14 protein-coding genes are annotated in these 16,645 nt (G+C 45.5%); 13 read left to right on the top strand and 1 reads right to left on the bottom strand.

From position 1 onward, the window contains the following. Window positions 1-26 precede the first annotated feature (26 nt). The 13 genes from DW183_RS11700 to DW183_RS11760 all read left to right on the top strand — a co-directional run bounded on the left by DW183_RS11700 (window position 27) and on the right by DW183_RS11760 (window position 14,504). On the top strand, window positions 27-815 hold the full coding sequence (locus DW183_RS11700) for a TatD family hydrolase (RefSeq protein WP_118282378.1): 789 nt from the start codon (window positions 27-29) through the stop codon (window positions 813-815). A gap of 15 nt (window positions 816-830) precedes the next feature. Further along, window positions 831-1,700: a 16S rRNA (adenine(1518)-N(6)/adenine(1519)-N(6))-dimethyltransferase RsmA gene (rsmA, locus tag DW183_RS11705; RefSeq protein WP_118282381.1), complete on the top strand. Its 870-nt coding sequence runs from the start codon at window positions 831-833 to the stop codon at window positions 1,698-1,700. A gap of 49 nt (window positions 1,701-1,749) precedes the next feature. Continuing rightward, the gene (locus DW183_RS11710) at window positions 1,750-2,487 is read left to right on the top strand and encodes a M23 family metallopeptidase (protein WP_118282383.1); all 738 of its coding nucleotides are present in this window, start codon (window positions 1,750-1,752) and stop codon (window positions 2,485-2,487) included. A gap of 67 nt (window positions 2,488-2,554) precedes the next feature. Then, window positions 2,555-4,186, top strand: coding sequence for a GGDEF domain-containing protein (locus tag DW183_RS11715; RefSeq protein WP_158573081.1), 1,632 nt, complete (start codon window positions 2,555-2,557; stop codon window positions 4,184-4,186). After that, window positions 4,179-4,457, top strand: coding sequence for a GIY-YIG nuclease family protein (locus DW183_RS11720; protein WP_118282399.1), 279 nt, complete (start codon window positions 4,179-4,181; stop codon window positions 4,455-4,457). The genes DW183_RS11715 and DW183_RS11720 overlap by 8 nt, the downstream gene beginning before the upstream one ends. Beyond that, complete coding sequence (locus DW183_RS11725) at window positions 4,454-6,592, top strand: YhgE/Pip domain-containing protein (RefSeq protein WP_118282402.1); 2,139 nt, start codon at window positions 4,454-4,456, stop codon at window positions 6,590-6,592. Before DW183_RS11720 ends, DW183_RS11725 begins: the two co-directional genes overlap by 4 nt. 13 nt (window positions 6,593-6,605) lie before the next feature. Then, entirely contained in the window at window positions 6,606-7,121 is a 516-nt protein-coding gene (locus DW183_RS11730; RefSeq protein WP_118282406.1) for a hypothetical protein, read from the top strand. Between the two features lies 1 nt (window position 7,122). Continuing rightward, window positions 7,123-9,267 (top strand): YhgE/Pip domain-containing protein, encoded by a 2,145-nt coding sequence (locus DW183_RS11735; RefSeq protein WP_158573082.1) that lies wholly within the window; start codon window positions 7,123-7,125, stop codon window positions 9,265-9,267. Between the two features lie 170 nt (window positions 9,268-9,437). Beyond that, entirely contained in the window at window positions 9,438-9,845 is a 408-nt protein-coding gene (locus tag DW183_RS11740; protein ID WP_118282413.1) for a Fur family transcriptional regulator, read from the top strand. 103 nt (window positions 9,846-9,948) lie between these two features. Beyond that, on the top strand, window positions 9,949-10,542 hold the full coding sequence (locus tag DW183_RS11745) for an NADH peroxidase (RefSeq protein WP_118282416.1): 594 nt from the start codon (window positions 9,949-9,951) through the stop codon (window positions 10,540-10,542). Window positions 10,543-10,801: 259 nt separating this feature from the next. After that, entirely contained in the window at window positions 10,802-11,167 is a 366-nt protein-coding gene (locus DW183_RS11750; protein WP_118282419.1) for an Hpt domain-containing protein, read from the top strand. Between the two features lie 30 nt (window positions 11,168-11,197). Then, the gene (locus tag DW183_RS11755; RefSeq protein WP_243069575.1) at window positions 11,198-12,001 is read left to right on the top strand and encodes a substrate-binding periplasmic protein; all 804 of its coding nucleotides are present in this window, start codon (window positions 11,198-11,200) and stop codon (window positions 11,999-12,001) included. Window positions 12,002-12,005: 4 nt separating this feature from the next. Then, window positions 12,006-14,504, top strand: a complete 2,499-nt coding sequence (locus DW183_RS11760; protein ID WP_158573083.1) for a hybrid sensor histidine kinase/response regulator — start codon at window positions 12,006-12,008, stop codon at window positions 14,502-14,504. A gap of 232 nt (window positions 14,505-14,736) precedes the next feature. Here DW183_RS11760 and DW183_RS11765 read toward each other — a convergent pair whose 3' ends face one another. Further along, complete coding sequence (locus tag DW183_RS11765) at window positions 14,737-16,530, bottom strand: oleate hydratase (RefSeq protein ID WP_118282428.1); 1,794 nt, start codon at window positions 16,528-16,530, stop codon at window positions 14,737-14,739. Between the last annotated feature and the right edge of the window lie 115 nt (window positions 16,531-16,645).

A 16,645-nucleotide genomic window follows, 5' to 3' on the forward strand; every position in this document is an offset into this window, starting at 1 on the left:
ATTACTTTAAATGAAGAGAGAAAAAGATGATATTTGAAAGTCATGCACATTATGATGACAGACAATTTGATGTGGATCGGGAGGATTTATTGAGAGTTCTCCCATCCAAAAATGTAGGTATCGTTGTCAATGTGGGAGCAGATATGAAATCTTCTGCATCCAGCGTCGCATTAGCACAGTCTTATGATTATATTTACGCAGCCGTTGGCGTGCACCCGGACGAGGTGGAGTCTATGGATGCGGCTTGTATTGACCGCCTCCGGCAGATGGCGCAGGATCCAAGGGTTCTTGCCATCGGAGAGATCGGGCTTGATTATTTCCGCAAGGAGGGACATGCCTGCAAAGATACACAAAAATACTGGTTCCGTCAGCAGTTGGATCTGGCAGTAGAGTTAGAAAAACCTTTTATCATACATTCCAGAGATGCAGCGGAAGATACCATGGAGATTTTGCGGGAATTCGGAAAAGCCCACCCGGATATCAAGCACCCGGGTGTCATTCATTGTTATTCCTATTCGCCGGAAATGGCAAAGGAATACATTGCCATGGGCTACTATATCGGGATCGGCGGTGTAGTTACCTTTAAAAATGCCAAAAAATTGGTTGAGACGGCAAAGGAGATTCCGCTTGAGCGTATTCTGGTGGAAACAGACAGTCCTTATCTTTGCCCGGAGCCAAACCGTGGCAAGCGCAATGATTCATCGCAGATTCGCTATGTGATCGATAAGATTGCAGCCATCCGCGGCATTTTGCCGGAAGAAGTAGAAAAGCAGACAGAGATCAATGCAAGAAACATGTATGGTCTATTACAATAGAAATTAGGAGTTACTATGGCATATTTAGGAAATCCAGCCTATACGATGGCAGTCTTAGAAAAACACGGATTCCATTTTCAAAAAAAATATGGGCAGAACTTTTTGATCGATACGCATATTCTGGAAAAGATCATCGATGCGGCCGAGATCACAAAGGATGATTTTGTCTTAGAGATCGGACCGGGTATCGGTACTATGACCCAGTATCTGTGCGAAGCCGCCAGAGAGGTCGTAGCAGTCGAGATCGATACCAATCTTTTGCCGGTCTTGGACGATACCTTAAAGGAATACGACAATGTGACGGTTTTAAATGAGGACATCCTCAAAGTGGATATTGCATCCCTTGCCGGAGAAAAAAATAGCGGAAAGCCGATCAAGGTCGTGGCAAATCTGCCATATTACATTACGACGCCGATCATTATGGGCTTGTTTGAGAGCCATGTGCCGCTGGCATCCATTACCATTATGGTACAAAAGGAAGTTGCCGATCGCATGCAGGTAGGACCTGGCACCAAGGATTACGGTGCGCTTTCTTTGGCAGTACAGTATTTTGCAAAGCCGGAGGTCGTCTGTGTCGTGCCACCGACCTGTTTTGTACCACAGCCAAAGGTCGCAAGTTCTGTGATCCGCCTGACCTGTCACGAAAAGCCGCCGGTTGAGATCACGGATGAAGGATTTTTGTTCCGTGTGATCCGCGCATCTTTCAACCAGAGACGGAAGACACTGGCAAACGGACTCAACAATGCACCGACCATTCCGGTCGCCAAGGAAGACATTATCGCGACTATCGAGGAACTGGGCTATCCGGCTTCTGTGCGTGGTGAAACCCTTTCCCTGGAAGAATTTGCGCGTCTGAGCGAAGCCTTAAAAAAGAAAGTACATTGATCGTATAAAATCTTTCATTTCAGCCATCCTATGAGTAGGAGGTAGTGGAATGAAGAGACAGAGTGAATATATAAAAAATCATCGTTTATCCTATCAGATAGCGGGAATTATGCTGATTATTGCCACGGTTGGATTCACGCTGATGTATTTTTATCAGAAGAATGTCATGCAGCGGCAGGAGGCAAAGCAGGAAAGTCTTGCAGAGGAAGAAAGCCAGTCGGTATCTGGCACGGTAGAGCCAAAGACCTCGACTGTAGATATGGAAGCCCTGCAAAAGGAGCGTTACGAGGCAAGCCTTGCAGAGAGGGACTCCCAGCAGACAGCCGAGCAGAGCGTGATCGAGCAGGTGGCAGAGACATCCGCGATCACCTTACATTTCCCGGACGAATTGACCTGGCCGGTTGATGGCAAGGTGCTGATCGACTACAGCATGGAGCAGACGGTGTATTTTAAGACATTACAGCAATACCAGTGCAACCCGGCACTGATCATCGGAGCAGAGGTCAATGACGAAGTCGTCAGCGCCTGTGCGGGAAAGATAACATCCATTTTAAATGATGCAAAAACGGGAACGACAGTAACAATGGACTTGGGAGATGGTTACGAGGCTGTCTATGGTCAGTTGAAGGAGATTCCGGTTGCAACAGGCGAGTATGTTGCAGCAGGCCAGTGCATAGGATATATCAGCCAGCCATCAAAATATTATTCAGCAGAAGGAGCAAACCTGTATTTTGAGTTGCGAAAGGATGGAAACCCAGTAAATCCGCAGGATTTTTTGCAACAATAAGAAAAATTCGGTAATAGATTTTTCAAAATGACAGGTTTATAATGGGCGTATGAATATCAGTCTTTATATGCAAGAGGTTCAAAATTGGATAAAAGAAATTCAGTCTGACCGGGGCAGAGACTCTAAGCGTCTTATGGAGAACTGCGATAAGATTGAAGAATACGGACGTAAGATACACGACGATGCATTGATAGGTTTTGCCTGCTTTTCCAGGGGCGAGACCTATTATTTAATGAATGACACCAGAAACTTTTATGTTCAGATGATCGCGTGTATTCCTTCCATGGAAAAGATCGGGGAGTGGGGATATGTCGTGATGGCAAACAATATGCTGGGCATCATGTCCCTAAATCGCGGCAACGCGCCCTATGCCATGGATTATTACTTGAAGGCACTTTCCTATTGTGAAAAATACGGACTGCCGAATCTGGAATGGATCGTACATATGAATATCGGTTCCCTGTATCTGAACATCCATGAGTATCAAAAGGCACTTGACCACCTGGAGAGCGGCTATCACTATATTATCGTGAATCCGACCATGCCCGGTTACATAGAGCATTTGACGGCGGCATATCTCAATATTGCCAAGGCATATCTTTGCATGGGCAAGGAGGAATCCGGTCAGGAAATGTTTGCGACGGCAGCGCGTTACAATGACAAGATCGAAAAAGAGTGCAAGCCATATCTGCAAAACGTCGATGGGCTTGTTGTGTCATGTTTTCAGGCGCGTTTTTATTATGAAAGAGAACAGGAAGATGCCTTATTGCGTGAGATAAGGCGTATCGGTGACTATCTGAAAGAAGAAGTGCCGATCATGGATGTTTACGACGATCTCTATGAGTATATGCGTATGCTTTTGGATGGCAAGCGTTATGAGGACTTTAAGGATTGCTATTTTATCGTCGAGGAACTGACCAAGCAGACCAATATCCGCAATCTGGAGAAAAAATTGCTGACGCTGCTGGTTCGCTACTATAAAGCCATAGAGGATCAGGACAATTTCCAGAAGGTGGCCGTGACCTATTATGAGTTGTCTGAGGAGATGGAAAAAGAAAACAGCGTCATGGTGGCGAGCATGATCAACATGCGTAATTCCCTCAACAATCTGGCGCAGATCAACTGGGAAGTGGAGCAGGAAAATATTGCCCTCCACCGCAAGTCAGAGACAGATCCTCTGACAGGACTCTACAACCGCTACAAACTAAACGAATACGGAGAAGATGCTTTTATCCGTGCACGCGAACAGCAGACACCACTTGGCATTGAGATCTTAGATATTGATTATTTCAAAGAATATAATGATAATTACGGACATCAGGCAGGAGATGAGGCGCTTAAGATGGTATCCCGCATGATCATGCAGATGCAGCATCAGGGGGAAGTTTTCTGTTCCCGCTATGGAGGGGATGAGTTTGTCCTCATATACTCCGGGATGTCAGAAGAAGAGACCTATCGGTGGGCAGAACATCTGAAACAGATGATCCTGCGTCAGGCGGTAGAGCATAAATATTCCAAGGCGGCAGAGGTTCTGACCATTTCACAGGGCATCTGCTGGGGTGTTCCCGTAGAGGAAAACAAGGTCTGGGACTATCTGCATGCAGCAGATGAACTTCTCTATCAGGTAAAGAAGGTTTCCAGAAACAGCATCCGACTGGGGCATTTGGGAGATGTAGAGAGGTTTGCCAATCATGACTGATAAAAAGCATTTTACCTACATACTCCGGTGTAGCGACGATTCACTCTACACAGGCTATACGACCAATCTGGCCAAACGCCTGCAAACGCATAATGCGGGCAAGGGTGCCAAATATACAAAAGCGCGTCTTCCGGTGGAAATGGTCTACCATGAGGAATATGTCACAAAGGAAGAGGCAATGCGCCGGGAAGCGGCGATCAAAAAATTAACGCGAAAACAGAAAATAGAATTGATCAAGAATCAGACAAATACGAAAGGGATAAAGGCATGAAGACGATCAAACAAATCTTTTTTACAGATGTGAAAAATCTGGCAAAAAATCTGTTTGCCCTGATTATCGCCATTGGTGTATGTTTTTTACCAGCACTTTATGCATGGTTCAATATCTATTCCAACTGGGATCCATACGGCAATACCGGTAATCTACAGTTAGCGGCTGTCAATTTGGATCAGGGTTATACGGATGATGACGGAGAGTTCAAAAATACCGGTGAAGACATCATGGATGAATTGGCAGACAACGATAAGGTCGACTGGCAGTTCGTGGATTCTGCGGATGAAGCCATTGAGGGTGTGGAATCCGGTAAATACTATGCAGCACTCGTTGTGCAAAAAGATTTTACATACAATATGTATAATATGTTCGTAAACACAACAGAGGAACCTACCCTGATCTTTTACCAGAATCAGAAAAAGAATCCGGTAGCCAATAAGATCTCGGATACCATCGTTACGACCGTACAGAGCAACATCAACGAAGAGTTTGTAAAGGTCATGACCAAGACCATCTTTGAAGATGTCAATGATATGTATGACGACATCGAGGAAGAAGGCGGTGTGGATGCCTTTATTGAGAAGTTAGAGAAGTTGAATGACAATCTGATCGATTATCAGGATACCATCGACAAGGTCATCAGTGGAAATGCGGTATTATCCTCTAATATTGCAAATGCCACAGATGATGTGAGTGATCTGGAGGGCAAGACCAAGTCTTCCGCAGGAAGTCTGTCTGAGGCAAACGGTTCTATCCAGCAGAGCCAGAATACCTTAAATGCCTACAAAGATCAGATGAATCTGACGGTTGATACCATGATCACCATGTTGACAAACATGGAAAATCAGTTAAAGCAGGCGCAGATCAGCGGTGATATTGATCAGATGGCAGATGCCTGTCAGCAGACCTTAAAGGATACCAACCAGTTAAATAAAGATATCAATGCCCTCAGCCAGTCCATTGCAGATGAAAACGGGAATACGGATGTGGTCAATACCCTGCAGCGGTTATCCGATGCCGTGGATGCCCTGCAAAAGATATTAGAACAGGCAGATCTGGACGGACAGTATGATGCGACCGCCCAGCAGATCAAGGATGCCGAGGCGACCATGATCTCAGATATTGATAAGGCGGTCTCCAATATCACATCGACCAGAAATACCATCAACAACCAGTTGGTACCACAGCTCAATACCTGCGTGGATAACTTAGAGGATGTGATCGGCAATGCAAGTACGGTCATGAACAATATGAGCGGCGTGCTCAACTCCATGGGAAATGTATTTTCTTCCTTGCAGACAACGATTTCTACTTCGGATAAGAGTCTGGAAAAGACCAAAGAAGCCTTATCCAAGATCAGCACCAGACTGACCAAGGCGATCGACAAGGCAAAGAGCGTCGAGGACGACGAGCGTGTGCAGGCACTGGTAGATACACTGACCGGTGATCCGGATATGTACGGTGAGTTCTTCTCCGAGCCGGTAGAGATCGAGTCCGTTGCGGTATATCCGATTGAAAATTATGGTTCTGCAGTTGCACCATTCTATACGGTTTTGTCTGTATGGGTAGGTTGTATCATCATGGTAGCCATTGTCAAAGTAAAAGTATCAAAATCAAAATACCCGGATGCGACACCGACACAACTTTTCTTTGGAAGAGGCATGTTCTTTATCGCAATGGGGCAGGTACAGACCCTGATCACGGTCTTGGGTGATCTTTTCATCTTGAAGATTCAGTGTGTTCACCCGCTTTTGTTCTGGGTGGTCGGCGCACTGACCAGTCTGACCTTTACCCTTTTGATCTATGCACTGGTCTACTCCTTTGGCGATGTAGGTAAAGCCATTGCCGTTGTTATCTTAGTGCTGCAGATTGCCGGAAGTAGCGGAACTTATCCGATCGAACTTTTGCCGGAATTTTTCCAGAAGGTATATATCTTCTTCCCATTCCCATACGCGATCAACGCTATGCGTGAATGTATCTGTGGATTATACGAGGCGGATATTGTAGTTTATCTGCTCAAGTTACTGACCTTCTTAGGTGTAGGTCTTGTCATCGGACTTTTGATCCGTATCCCATTCGAGGGGCTCAACCATTACATGGAAAAGCGTCTGGAAGATACGGAAATGATGTAAGGAGGGTAGGACTGTGGCAGAAAAACGAGAATACAAAGAGATGTATGAAAAGTTCATCAATTATGAACAGGATCTTCATCTGGAAAATCAAAAGAGAATCCGTATTGGTCTTAAAGTCAACATCATATTACCACTCTTCTTTCTGATCATGAGTTTTGCCATTTCAGAAGGGAAATTAGTCTTTTTGGTCCTTTGGATCCTTTCCCTCTTTGGCATAGCCTTCTATCTGATCTATGTGGAGTACAGTGATTACAAGATGATGGAGCAGATGAAAGAGTTTGGCGTGGATGTTGATAAACTGCATGACGACACCAGTCTGATCGGTGAAGGTGTGCAGCAGGCAGAGAGCAACATTTCCGAGAAATTAGATTATGTTGATGACCGCATTGACGAAGGCAAGCAAAAGATAGAGGCTGAAAAACAGAGAATCGGTGCCGAGATCGAGGAGCGTAAGGAGCAGTTCAAAGAGGCAGTGATCCAGAAGATCAGCCCGGACAATAAAAATACAGATGAAAAGGAGGACGAATAAGATGAGAAACATTATTCGGATTTTTACCTCCGATGCAAAGAGACTGGCAACAAATGTTGTTGCAGTTGTTATGATCATTGGTCTGACGGTTATTCCGAGTTTATATGCCTGGTTTAACATCATGTCCAACTGGGATCCATACGGAGAGGCATCTACAGCCAATTTGAACGTTGTAGTTGCAAGTTGCGACCAAGGGACAGAGATTGAGGGCGTAGAGTTAAATATCGGTAATATGGTTGTCAGCAACCTCAAAGAGAATAAGACCATCGGCTGGGTTTTTGTAGATAGCGAGGAAGAAGCGGTAGATGGCGTACAGAGCGGTGATTATTATGCGGCTTTAGTCATTGACGAGTCATTTTCGGAAGATCTGATCAGTTTCCTTGGCGGAGACATCGAGAATCCAAAGATCACTTATTATGAAAATGAGAAAAAGAACGCGATCGCGCCAAAGATTACCGGTAAGGTAAAGACGACTGTTCAGGAGGAGATCAACAGTGCTTTTGTATCGACCATGGCACAGGCACTCTTAAGCATGAGCGAGTATGTCGTGACAGATAATAGCGGCAATGGCGGCAACTTTACCAATGCCGTCCGGGATAAATTGGATGATATGGATGCCGATCTGAATACCTATATCACGATCGTAGATTCCTATATTGCCATTATTGACTCCGCAAACAGTCTGATGGATGCGACTAATGCTGTGACAGACCAGTTGGATTCCATTATGGAGACCGGACGGAGCATGGCAAACAGTGCAGATGCAGCAGCGGATGCGGCAGACGGCAGCATTGATACCGTTTCGGATATGGTGACGGTCAACCTAGATGATGTCTTAAAGCAGATCGATAACATGGCAGATGCTGTGGATGATGTTTTTGACAAGGTAGATAACACAAGCAATGGTATGTCAGACCAGATTGACTCCATCAAACTTGCTGTCGAAGCTTTGCAGACGAGTTTCAACAGTGCAATGGAAAATGTAAATATGAATTCAACCATTACACAGCAAAAAGATGCAGTCAATGCAGATTTTGACAAGATTGAGGCAGATCTGGATAATTTAAAAGCAGCATCTGACAAGACTTCTGCAGATTCCAATGCAATCTCACAGTCCCTGCATGCAGATTTTGATACCTGCAAAAAGAGCGTCGAAGCCTTAAGAACGACCTATAAAGATACGGTAGACCCACAGTTGAACTCTACCATGAATTCCATCCAGTCATCGATCAGCGAGATCCAGAAGATCCTGAACTACTCCAGCGATAGCATCAAGGATGTTTCATCTGCTTTGGACTCTTACCCGGATATGATGTCTTTTGGCAAGGATAAACTGGTAGCAACCAGGGATGATGCCATCGAGATGGAAGGCAAACTGCAGGATCTGATCGCCGATATGGATGATATTGAGTCAAACGACCAGTACAACATTTTGATGTCACTGATCGAGTCTGACCCGGATCTGATCGCAGACTTTATTTCCAGTCCGGTTAATCTGGATCAGGAGCCGATTTATGCGATGGCAAATAACGGATCTGCAACCGCACCATTCTATGTGATCTTATCTATCTGGTTTGGTGCCCTGATCCTGATCGCCATTATGCATACCGGACTTAAGACCAATCCGGGATGCAGGAACTTGCGGAATTGGCAGAAATTCTTCGGAAGATATATAGTGTTCTACCTGATGGGACAGTTGCAGACGATCATTACTGTTTTGGGATGTATCCTCTATGTAGGTATCCAGTGTGACCATCCGCTTATGTTCTGGTTTGCGGCATCCTTTACCAGTTTTACCTTTACCATCTTTATGTACTCTCTGGCATATGCCTTTGGCAATGTCGGCGAGGCAGCAGCAGTCGTGCTTATGGTTATCCAGGTTGCTGGAAGTGGTGGTACCTTCCCGGTAGAAGTATTGCCAAAGGTATTCCAGTATCTTTATAAATATATGCCATTCGCACATGGTATGAATGCTTTGCGTGAGGCAATCGCAGGTATGCATGGCAATGACTACTGGATGTATCTGACAGAAATGACAGCCTATATCGGAGTCGCTCTGCTCTTTGGACTGGTTATCAGTATTCCTTGCAAGAAATTGAATGAAAAGATCGAGGAAAGCAAAGAACGAACAGACCTCTTGGTATAATGACAATTGAAGACGGTTTTGGAAGGCGGTGTCTTGTGGCATCGTCTTCTTTTTACGTAATAAAACGTTCATCGAAAATTCAAATTGCATAAAACGCTTTACAAATAGCAGTTGCCATGTTAAATTGATAATAGTTACTGATTTGTTTAAGATAAAGAAAGGTTGAAATTATGAAAACTCTGAATTATAGCAGGCAGCGGGAAGCCATATATAATTATCTGCTTTCGACGAAGAAGCATCCCACTGCAGAGACCATATTTCAAGCAGTTCAGCAGGATTACCCAAAGATCAGCCTTGCGACGGTCTATCGAAATCTGACGGTCTTAGAGGAAACCGGACAGGTGCAGCGTATCCCTTGCAACGATGCCAAGGATCATTACGATGCCAACACAGCAGAGCATCCGCATTTTGTCTGTAACTACTGTCAGTCAGTCTTAGATCTGGAAATGGATAATCTGGAATTTCTGCATACCCTTGCAAATCAAGGGTTTGGCGGCACGATCGAACAGAGCCAGGTAGTTTTCTTTGGAAAATGCCCTGCCTGTTTGGATAAAGAAAAAAATAATAATAATTCCTAACTTTCTATTGACATTTCATTGGTGAGGTGTTATATTAAGATCACCGAAAGGGAACAGTAAGTAATTAAGAATCATCATAAGTAAAGAAAAGGAGAAAAGAATTATGGCAAAGTATGTATGTAGTGTATGTGGATATGTTTATGAAGGCGAGCAGCCACCAGAGGAGTGCCCGGTATGTCATGTTGGTGCTGACAAGTTTAAGGAAGTCAAAGAAGGCGAAGAACTGACACTTGCTGCTGAGCATGAATATGGCGTATATGCTAAGACGGTAAAGAATAACGACGCTATCAGCGAAGAGGACAAGAAGTACATCTTCGATCAGTTAAAGGCAAACTTCGAAGGAGAATGCTCAGAAGTTGGTATGTATCTTTGCATGGCTCGTATCGCTCATCGCGAGGGCTATCCGGAGATCGGACTTTACTGGGAAAAGGCAGCATACGAAGAAGCAGAGCATGCTGCAAAGTTCGCTGAGATGTTAGGCGAGGACCTTGAGCCAAACATGAAGGCTACGACCAAGGACAACCTGGCTTGGAGAGTAGATTGCGAATTTGGCGCTACCGCAGGAAAGGTTGATCTTGCAAAATGTGCAAAGAAGAACAATCTGGACGCTATCCACGATACCGTACATGAGATGGCTCGCGACGAGGCAAGACATGGTAAGGCATTAAAGGGTCTGCTTGACAGATATTTTGGCTAAGCCGGATTTATAGAAGTTAAAAAGATAGAGGAATGTGTATGAGATTTACACATTCCTCTTTTTTATATTTTGTCGTCTTTTTTCGACAGGAATAACCACCTAAGGATAGGAATTTGGTGTATGCTGGCTTTTGAGAGTGAAAAGTGTTGGTCTTTCTGCAAAAGCAGGCATATAATGAAGCAATAACATAGGTGAATTATACCTATAGGATAAATTGCGTTTAGACAGAGCAAAATACATAGAATACGGAGGACGGATAATGACCGTACAGGAATGTTATGAGATGATCGGAGCAGATTGGCAGGATGTGCTTCAGAGATTTGGAGGAAGTCAGGCGATCGTCAAGAAATTTGCCATCAAGTTTTTGGATGATCCGAGTTTTTCAGACATGAAAAAAGCAGTAGCGGAGAAAAATGTGGAAGATGCATTCCGGGCAGCACATACCTTAAAGGGTGTTTGCCTAAATTTGGGATTTTCGGATCTCTATCATACTTCTTATGACATTACAGAGATCTTTCGTGCCGGAACGTTTGAAGGTGCAGAAGAATTGATGGAGGCAATGGACGATCAGTATCAGACGATCCAGGATGCTGTGACCCGCTTAATGCAAGAGGACGCAGAATAATGGATTTTTGACCGTATGGGGAGAAAGAGCATGAAAAAGAGATTATTAAGCCTGGTGCTTTGTGTAGGGCTGGTCCTAGGGCTGGCAGGCTGTGGAAGCAGTCCGGCAGCGGCAGAGGACACCTTACCGCAGATCATCATAGGCAGTGACGATTATAAACCTTACAATTATGTGGATGAAGACGGAAATGCAGCAGGCATTGACGTGGAACTTGCCAAAGAAGCCTTTGGGCGCATGGGATATGAACCGGTCTTTCGCAATATTGTCTGGGAGAAAAAGGAGGAATATCTGGCGGATAGACAGATTGACTGTCTCTGGGGATCCTTTACCATGACTGAACGTGAGGATGAGTACACCTGGGCGGGCCCCTATCTAAAGAGCCGTCAGGTCGTGGTCGTACGTCAGGAAAGCGGCATCAAGACCTTGCAGGATCTTGCGGGCAAGCGCTTTGCCGTGCAGGTGTCCTCCAAGCCGGAGGAGATCCTGCTCAACCATGAGGATCCCAGAATACCACAGGTGGATGAGGTTTATTGTTTTTCTACATTAGATGAAGTGTATGCCTGTCTGCGCAAGGGCTATTGTGATGCCATTGCGGGACATGAGAGTGCATTGCGCCTTTTTATGGATTCTATGCCGGACGAGTTTTACATGCTGGATGAAAGTCTTTATGAGTCCGAACTTGGCGTTGCCTTTGAAAAGGGGACACACGAAGAACTGGCAGAGGAACTGACCCGGACCTTGCAGGAGATGCAAAAAGATGGAACCACAGGGGAGATACTGGAAAAATACGGCATGAGCGCAGACCGCGCTTGGAGTGACGCAGATGCAGAGTAGAGATATGAGAAAAAACAAAGAGATCAGTTTGGCATGCTTTCTCTTAATCTTAGGAATAGCCGTTAGTTTGATCAGTGGTATGATCATCATACAGAGTGATCGCGCCAGACTATATTATGTCATGGATGAAAGTTTTGACACGATCAAGTCCAGGATCGTGCGATGGAATAACTATGAGGTCGGAGACCGCACCAAGAGCGAGGTCCGTCTTTTGGACAAGGCAAAGGAGTTGAGCCGTTGCCTAAAGCGGGAGGAAGCCTCAGATGCTCTCTTAGAGCAGTATGCCTATGAGCAGCGTCTGGACGGTATTCTGGTAACGGATGCGGACAATGTGCCGACATACGGTTGGGGAGAGATTGATGAGTCTGTCTGGGATGAATTTTTGAATAACGATGTTTCGTATGATGCATCCCACTATCCGGAAAATTCTTATGCGACCCGTATGGATATCGGGGGTAGCCAGTACGATTTTGCCATTGTTTCCCGGCAGGATCAGGCGGGCTGTGTGGCAGTTTTATCGGAAAAAAGAGAGATCTTTGCCAAGGACGAGATCAGCATACAAACGCTTTTAGATGATTTTATCTTTGAATTAAAGGGCACGGCTGTCATTGCATCCGGGGATGAGATTATCAGTACCAACGATGAAGAACTCAAAGGCAAATGCCTACAGGACTGGCTAAAGATGAGTGCAGAAGATTTTGGGGAATTGAACCAGACCCGTAATCTGATCCGCCTGACGATAAATGGCAGACATCTGTGTGGCGATGTGCGCCGGGTGGAAGGCTATGATATTTATATCTTTTTCCCGGAGGTCAAGGTCTATTCCACCTTTATCATGACGGAAAGTTTTGGGATCATCTTGTATGTGCTTGCCTGTATTCTTTTCTTATTCCTGCGTTATAAACAGGAAGAAAAGAACCGGGAAAAAAGTGCAGAGCAACTGCGTACCATCAGTTCTATCAGCCGGGTCTATAGTTTTGTTTTGCTCATAGATTTGGGGACGGACTCCTGGAAGGTCTTAAAATCCGCGGATAAGATGGAGAGTGCGCTCAGTCAGGGCAGTGACGTAAAATATATGCTGAAAAGATATGCAGAGCATGTTTTGACTGAAGCCTATCAGGAGGATTTTCTGCGCTTTTCGGATATGGCGGATATGGCGGCGCGTGTCGCAGGTAAGACCTATGTTTCCTGTGTCATGGAAGAAAAAAATGCCAAGTGGGAACAACTGTTTTTTGTGCCGCAAAAATATGATGAGGACGGAAAATTACAGGAAGTTATCTTTCTGTGCCGGGATGTGTCGACCGAGAAGAAAAAGGAGATCCACTATCAGAACAGTCTGCGCCGTTCTGTGGAACATGCAGAGCGTGCAAGCGTGGCAAAGACAGACTTCCTTCGACGGATGAGCCACGATATCCGGACACCAATCAATGGCATTAAGGGTATGATCGAGATCAGCCGATATTATGCAGGTGACGAGGAAAAGCAGGAGGAATGTCGTCAGAAGATCGTCAGCGCTTCCAGTTTCCTTTTGGATCTGGTCAATAATGTGCTGGATATGAATAAGTTGGAGTCCGGCCAGGTGCGTCTGGAGCAAAAGCCGTTTGACCTCTTGGAATTATTCCGGGAAACGGTATCACTGGTTGAGGTACAGGCGGTAGAGTGCCAGGTCGATTTTCAGGTGGACGTTTGCAAGGGGGTACACTGGAATGTTTTAGGCAGTCCACTGCACCTGCGCCAGATCTTGCAGAATATCATGAGCAATGCCATCAAGTACAACCGTGAGGGAGGGACTGTGCATGTCAGCGTAGAGGAAACCGGATCGACCAGAAAGATGGTGATCTTTGTCTTTACCTGTCAGGACACCGGACTTGGCATGTCGGAAGAATTTCAAAAGCGTGCCTTTGAGCCGTTTGCCCAGGAAAATGCATCTGCCAGAACTTCCTATGCCGGAACCGGTCTGGGACTGCCGATCGCCAAGGAGTTGACGGAAAAGATGGGTGGCAGCATCCACTTTACCAGCCAGCAGGGGCAGGGAACGACCTTTACCATAGAATTGCGTTTCAAACTTGCCGACCATGTGGAGGATAAGGAGGACAGCGAGGACCAGGACATCCGTCTGGATGGCATCCATGTTCTTTTGGTAGAAGATAATGATCTCAACATGGAGATTGCGCAGTTTATCCTTGAAAATGCGGGCGCGGCTGTGACCAAGGCATGGAACGGACAGGAGGCAGTAGACTGTTTCCTGCAATCCGAGGGCGGCACCTATGACATCATCCTGATGGATATTATGATGCCGGTCATGGACGGACTGGATGCGGCGCGCTGTATCCGTGCCCTGGATCGGTCGGATGCAAAGAGTGTGCCGATCTTTGCCATAACAGCCAATGCTTTTAGTGATGACAAGGAGCGCAGTTACAAGGCTGGCATGAACGAACACATATCCAAGCCTATCATTAAAAAAGATTTACTACGGATTATGAAAAAATACATACCAAAGTAGGACAGAAGTCTATTATATTGGTATATAGGTAGTTTCGCGGAAAGGCGGATAAATAATTATGACAAAACGATCTCAGCCCAGATCGTATCTTTAGCGGATGTCTATGTGGCACTGACCGGGATATCCGCAGAGAATCCGAAAAGAAATAAATAAAAGAAAAAAGAACGCCAAAGCCGACGCAGAGCCAGTTTTGGCGTTTTCTTAATTCAAGATTTATTTTTTAATGATGGGCTTATTCGATCAGACCGCTGTTTTTCAGCAGGATCTCCACATCGGTTCCCTTGACCTTCTTGAGCAGGACTTTCAGGGCTTCTTTTTCTGCAAAGGAAAGTTTTACATCTGTGATCGGTTTCTTGTCGATTGCATAGTAGCATGCACGCAGGAGTTCGCGCACGTCATATTTACTTCCCCATACTTCAGGAACACCGCGGTCAATATCAAGTAGTGTGTAAACAGATTCCATACCGGTACGCATAGAGTATTCAATGGTAAAGATGGTATCTCTCGGTGTCTCGGTAAACTGACCTAAGAAAGCAAAGTTGACAGAGCCTTCCGGTACGACCTTTGGACGATCCTCATTCTTTCTTGGCTGGAAGAAAGCATTGATAAACGGCATAAAGCATGTGGTTGTGTTGCAGGCATTTTCTGCCAGATCCGGGATCTCCTTTGGATCCACGCCGATATGATAGAGCCATTCTTCGCAGACTTCCTTACCGGTACAGTCACGCATGGCTTTCTTTACAAAGTTTCCTTCCTTGTTGGTATTGAGGGCATAGAGCCAGACAAGGACCATATTCTTATCCTGAGCCTTGAACTGTGGCTGACGGTTGATGGTCCAGGACAGATACCAGTTTTCGGTACTATCCTTTACTGTGACGATACCACCGGTCGTTACCTTGCCGTCTCTCGGATCACGCTTGCAGATATCCTTGATCTTGCTGATGATCTTTTCATCGGAAGTGGCAACGGTCGCGCTCATCCAGTTAGTTGCTTCGTAGTCATCACAGAAGTTATCCGGGTTACCGAATTCACCGTGCTTTGCCTGTCTTGCAATATTTTTCCACAGATCCCATGACTCGCCGGCACCATTTTTTACCTTAGAAAGATCCGGTACATGGGTCTGGTCGCCGTAGCAGGAAGTATCGGTGCAGCAGCCGTTTGTGATGAATACAAGATCATCCTCTACCAGATCCAATGTCTGCTCCTCGCCGTCCTTGATATATACGATCTGGCGTGCGACCTTCTTGTCGCCGACCGTTTCAATGACAACATTCTTTACATCCATGCCGTACTCGATCTGTACTCCATGTGCCGTCAGATAGTTGACAAGCGGCATGATGAGGCTTTCGTACTGATTGTACTTGGTAAAACGAAGGGCACTAAAGTCCGGGAGCCCATCAATATGGTGTACATAACGGCAAAGGTAACGCTTCATCTCCAGGGCACTTGACCAGCGCTGGAAAGCAAACATAGTCTGCCAATAGAGCCAGAAGTTGGTATCCCAGAATGAATCCGGCAGCACTTCGGAGATCTTCTTGCCTTCCAATTCTTTTTCCGGTGTGATAAAGAGTTTGGAAAGTGCCTGTGCGCTTGCCTTATCCAGCCCGAATTTCTTGTCTGTGTGAGCGTCCTGACCGCGATTTACGGTAGCACGGCAGAGAGAATAGTTCGGGTCATGCTTGTTGAGCCAGTAATATTCGTCCAGAACAGAGATTTGCGGGTTTTCCATGGAAGGCACGTCACGGAACATATCCCACATGACTTCAAAGTGGTTATCCATTTCACGTCCGCCTCTCATAAAGAAGCCCTTGGTAATATCTTTTCTTCCATCGCATGAACCGCCGGCGAGGGTCAGTTTTTCCAAAAGGTGGATATGCTCGCCCTTCATTTGACCATCACGCACCAGATAAAAGGCTGCGGTCAGACCGGCAAGTCCGGTTCCGATGATGTATGCGGATTTTTTGTCGACACCCTCCGGTTTCTCCGGATGTGCGAATGATTCATAAGTTCCTGCTGAGTAATACATAATGTTTACCTCCTTCATTTCTTGGTACCTGTAGTATAGGTTTGTCAAAGAAAAAGGAAAATAAACAAAAAAGACCCCATGATAATTTTTTTATCATGGGGGTATGATTGTAAAT

The organism is Roseburia sp. AM16-25 (assembly GCF_003473825.1).
In the GTDB taxonomy this organism is placed as follows: Bacteria; Bacillota; Clostridia; order Lachnospirales; family Lachnospiraceae; genus Pararoseburia; species Pararoseburia lenta.

Bases quoted from the DNA above. Each gene is read 5' to 3' on its own strand.
- DW183_RS11765 (WP_118282428.1), bottom strand. From the start codon at position 16,530: ATGTATTACTCAGCAGGAACTTATGAATCATTCGCACATCCGGAGAAA.
- DW183_RS11710 (WP_118282383.1), top strand. From the start codon at position 1,750: ATGAAGAGACAGAGTGAATATATAAAAAATCATCGTTTATCCTATCAG.
- DW183_RS11700 (WP_118282378.1), top strand. From the start codon at position 27: ATGATATTTGAAAGTCATGCACATTATGATGACAGACAATTTGATGTG.
- DW183_RS11740 (WP_118282413.1), top strand. From the start codon at position 9,438: ATGAAAACTCTGAATTATAGCAGGCAGCGGGAAGCCATATATAATTAT.
- DW183_RS11720 (WP_118282399.1), top strand. From the start codon at position 4,179: ATGACTGATAAAAAGCATTTTACCTACATACTCCGGTGTAGCGACGAT.
- DW183_RS11750 (WP_118282419.1), top strand. From the start codon at position 10,802: ATGACCGTACAGGAATGTTATGAGATGATCGGAGCAGATTGGCAGGAT.
- DW183_RS11745 (WP_118282416.1), top strand. From the start codon at position 9,949: ATGGCAAAGTATGTATGTAGTGTATGTGGATATGTTTATGAAGGCGAG.
- DW183_RS11760 (WP_158573083.1), top strand. From the start codon at position 12,006: ATGAGAAAAAACAAAGAGATCAGTTTGGCATGCTTTCTCTTAATCTTA.
- DW183_RS11735 (WP_158573082.1), top strand. From the start codon at position 7,123: ATGAGAAACATTATTCGGATTTTTACCTCCGATGCAAAGAGACTGGCA.
- DW183_RS11725 (WP_118282402.1), top strand. From the start codon at position 4,454: ATGAAGACGATCAAACAAATCTTTTTTACAGATGTGAAAAATCTGGCA.
- rsmA (WP_118282381.1), top strand. From the start codon at position 831: ATGGCATATTTAGGAAATCCAGCCTATACGATGGCAGTCTTAGAAAAA.
- DW183_RS11715 (WP_158573081.1), top strand. From the start codon at position 2,555: ATGCAAGAGGTTCAAAATTGGATAAAAGAAATTCAGTCTGACCGGGGC.
- DW183_RS11755 (WP_243069575.1), top strand. From the start codon at position 11,198: ATGAAAAAGAGATTATTAAGCCTGGTGCTTTGTGTAGGGCTGGTCCTA.